3 protein-coding genes and 1 pseudogene are annotated in these 3,869 nt (G+C 43.0%); all 4 read right to left on the reverse strand.

Annotation, left to right across the window (positions count from 1 at the left end; all coding sequences use genetic code 11):
* Positions 1-86: 86 nt before the first annotated feature.
* Positions 87-413: pseudogene (locus MD535_RS25100) on the reverse strand (Tricorn protease domain-containing protein); the annotation flags it as partial.
* A 238-nt stretch (positions 414-651) separates the two neighbouring features.
* Positions 652-1,329 (reverse strand): hypothetical protein, encoded by a 678-nt coding sequence (locus MD535_RS25105; protein ID WP_265677994.1) that lies wholly within the window; start codon positions 1,327-1,329, stop codon positions 652-654.
* Complete coding sequence (locus MD535_RS25110) at positions 1,326-2,450, reverse strand: Tricorn protease domain-containing protein (protein WP_265677996.1); 1,125 nt, start codon at positions 2,448-2,450, stop codon at positions 1,326-1,328. Before MD535_RS25110 ends, MD535_RS25105 begins: the two co-directional genes overlap by 4 nt.
* 83 nt (positions 2,451-2,533) lie before the next feature.
* The coding region (locus tag MD535_RS25115; protein ID WP_265677997.1) for a hypothetical protein at positions 2,534-3,869 on the reverse strand (1,336 nt) is incomplete at its 5' end.

Consider the following 3,869-nt stretch of genomic DNA (forward strand, 5'->3'; position numbering starts at 1 on the left):
GTATTCACGACTAAACCATTTACAACGCTTAATCATGCAACCTTAGCCCGCACATGATGCACGGTATCAAATGAAATAACGCGCAGATCCTTTGTACTGTATGTCCCATTATCCCAATAAAACACCACCCTCGGCAGATCGTAAGAACCCTTGTTATCTAGGTCTTCCCGCGGCCACTCTTTGGCTTTAACAATGTAGTGTTCCTGTTTTCCCGTTTCTTGGTCATAGATAACGTAGTTATTTTCTGTAATATAAACACGACCATCTTGCCACTGCTGCGCATTCTTCTCTGCAATTCGGTCTTCAACTGTTTGAGGTTTTTTCGCTTGTTACTCAGGCTCCTTAGCCAATTCCTGATTGCAGCCAGACAATACCGCCAAGGCAATCAAACATAATGTATGACGTAGATTCATCTTATATTCTCTTAGTTCTCATTTTCAATCACGCTTAATACTGCGTCTACGCGATTTGTATAAATTGTAATTTGCTAGCTTGGCTGACCTTTTTTTCTTATAAGCCAACAGGCTCCCAATTGGTGTTTGAGCAAAGATGACGGTTTGATTGTCTCGTCCATGATGGCTATTGCCCTGATAACCACGAATAAGTTCCACTTCTTTAACCTCTACAGGCCAACCAGAAAAACTAATCAACCTAGAGCCGTTTTCTTTTTTTATCGCTATCAGAGAAAACCACAGCGCAGCTCGCCACAACGGGCAGTACAAAACCTTTCAGTGGCTGCTTAAGTTCACAAACCTCCTCATACCACTTATTGTATTCGGCTTGTTCCGCGCTGAGTTGCCCACTTGTAACTGGCTTATAAGGTTTAGCCAATTGTTCAATACTGATTTCAGTTAGTGTTAACTGAGTTTCGCTGTTGTCTAATTGGCCGCTGAGCTCGACAATTTTTGCAGCCAACTCTTTAGGTGCTAGCTCTGCGAGTGAGGCAATAAGTGGCAATGATGGAAAACGAAAAGTGAGGGTTTGTTCTCCGCTTTTTGGTAAGTCACTGCCTAGCGCGTGAATAGGGTGTTCCGGTGTCAACACTTCAAACGCCCCATTTTTATCAGGTTGTCCGTTACCCAACGGGCATAACTTAAACTCTTGATTGGTTGCCCAAAGCTTAGGGTTTTCGCTATCGGTTACATTCAGCATTGGCACTTTAGCTAACGGGCGAATGTTAGTAACACCCTCCTTACCAACTAAGCTCCGCTCTTCATGCCAAGTCGGGTATACGTTTTTTTGACCATTCTGTGCAGCAGGAAAATATGCCCCAAACAAATAGTAATTCGCATGCAGTGGTATCACATTACAGGTATCATCAATATTCATAGTTCCTCCCCTTTTACAAAGTCACCATTGTTGGCAAATGCGTTGTAAAGCGAAGAATTACCAGCACTGTGGCCAGTCCCTATTTTCTCCCATTTTAAGTAAGGGCCAAACTCTTTGTTTTCTGTTAGTTTGCTCAGAATCACTCTGGCGGCTCCATCTCGAGTGTAGTTCGCATCTTTACTCAAAATTTCAAAATAACGTAACTTACCAACAGCTCGCGGGACGATTTTTTCTGATTGAAAGGACTTGTTTTTTACATCAATAAGATAGCGGTGTGTTCTGGTTTCTACCCAAGCATAGTGTCCCATTGGGCTAATTGATTTCTTACGAAAACGAGCTTCTTCTGCAGAACGAGAAGTATCTGGCACTATCGAGTAAAGCTCTGTGTCCGTTGCTTCGTCAAAAACACCAATGCCATATTCATCGACCATAAAACGCTTACCATCATGAATCACTGAATACTCGTTAAACTCTGTTTTTACTTGCTGCTTATCACCCGTCGCTAAGGTGTACTTCCAGTCTTTAAATTTATCTACGTAGTATAGATAGCTGCTGTCTTCTGCCCATAGGAATTCTGGATAGCCACGTGAACGACCCAGTTCAATATATTCGCCCGTTTTAAGGTCTTTAATCACCTTAAACATGCCTTCAGCTGCCGAGTACGCCAAAGCTAGGTAGCGATTATTTGGTGAGATACGCATTAAACGAACTTTGCCAACAAATTCGTCTGCAACCAAACGTAAGTCCGTGCCATCGGTTTTGATACTCCATACTTTATCTCTTTGATCATAGTGGTCTTTTGCTTCATTACGAGCATTATCCCAACGGAATACCACTCTAGGCAGGTCATACGTCGCTTCATTATCTAAATCTTCGCGAGGCCATTCTTTGGCTTTAACAATGTAGTGTTCCGGTTTGCCCGTTTCTTGGTCATAAATAACATAGTTATTTTCTGTAATATAAACACGGCCATCTTCCCACTGCTGCGCATTCTTCTCTGCAATTCGGTCTTCAATTGTTTGAGGGTTTTTCGCTTGTTGCTCAGGCTCCTTCGCCGATTCCTGATTACAGCCAGACAATACCACCAAGGCAATCAAGCATAATGTGTGACGTAAATTCATGTTAATATTCTCTTTATTGTCATTTTTGATCGCGCTTAATTGCTTAATATCGGGCTCACGCGACTCGTATAAACAGCTTTCTGTTAGCTTGGTTGATCTTTTTCCTTATGGGCTAGCAGGTCTGCAATTGGTGTTTGAGCAAAGATGACGGTTTGATTGTCACGACCATGACAGCTATTGCCCTGATAACCACGAATAAGTTCCACTTCTTTAACCTCTACAGGCCAACCAGAAAAGCTAATCAACCTAGAGCCGTTTTCTTTTTTTATACATTGGCGCAAAGACACTCGCTGTGACCAGTCACCGCCGGTTTGTCGTAATTCAAAATAATCATCTGACTCATCCAGCGTCGCATAGCCTGGGTATTCGAAAACCAGCTCTACGGGTTTACTTAAATACACGGCTGCCACATTTTTATTAATCTGATCTTGTAACATAGCGTACTCATTAGGCTTTGAATTCGCCGCACTTGGCAACACCGAAAGTAGTCGGGTCTTACCCTCCCCAACTTTAAAACTTTTGGCGCTGCTGTAATGATCAAGTTCAGTGGCTTTTGTGGCTCTGCTTCCAGGATTACTCTCTAATTCAGATAATTCACTCTCACTCAATTGTTTTCCGCTATAAGCTAGATACACGTCCTGAGGTTCGCCTTTAACCTTGTATGGAAGCCATATATGTGGCAAAGGATAACCTTTTGCCTTCCGTGTGCCTGAACTAGAAGCATTGAACGGGCTTAAATGTGTTTCAACCTTAGCTTTTATCTGTGGCTCATAGCCTGTCATGACTATCTCCACTTCTTCCTCAACTAAATTGAACACTCGTGCCTCTCCAGAACCATTCAAGGATCCTTCACTTACTACGCTACCATTCTGCACGACTTGAAAAGGCTCATAAGAGTAAACACTGCCTGTCTCGGGATTGGTCATATAGATATCGGCATGCCTTCTTGGTGTCGATTCTTCACGGACGCTATTAATATCTGTATCTGAAAAATAACCACTTGCTGTAATTTCAACCTCGCGCCAAATTCTATTATCCCAAACAACATACACGTAGCCCGAATTGAAAATTTTACCTGCCTCATCAGACTCATCAGAGCCCGAGAAGTGTAAGGGAACCACTGGCACCAACACGTTATCCCACTCGTCCATCTGAACTTCTTTGTTAACGGGTTGTAGGTCTTCGGCTAGCTTAAGTAAGATTGGCTGTGGCTGGTCAACGCAAGGGATTTTGATATAAAGCGTTTTGCCTTCTGCTTTGAGATCTTTAAATGTGGCAAGGCTGCGGTGTTTGTTGGCTCTATCCGCTTTCCCTACTGTTACTTTTTCGTTTTGTTCAGCCGTTTTAGCTAGAGTTAGGCACGCCGCATTACTCGACCACTGCCCCGCAAACTCCACCACTATTTTATGTTCTGGGCTA

Origin of the sequence: Vibrio qingdaonensis (genome assembly GCF_026191675.1) — a bacterium.
Classification (GTDB): Bacteria; Pseudomonadota; Gammaproteobacteria; order Enterobacterales; family Vibrionaceae; genus Vibrio; species Vibrio qingdaonensis.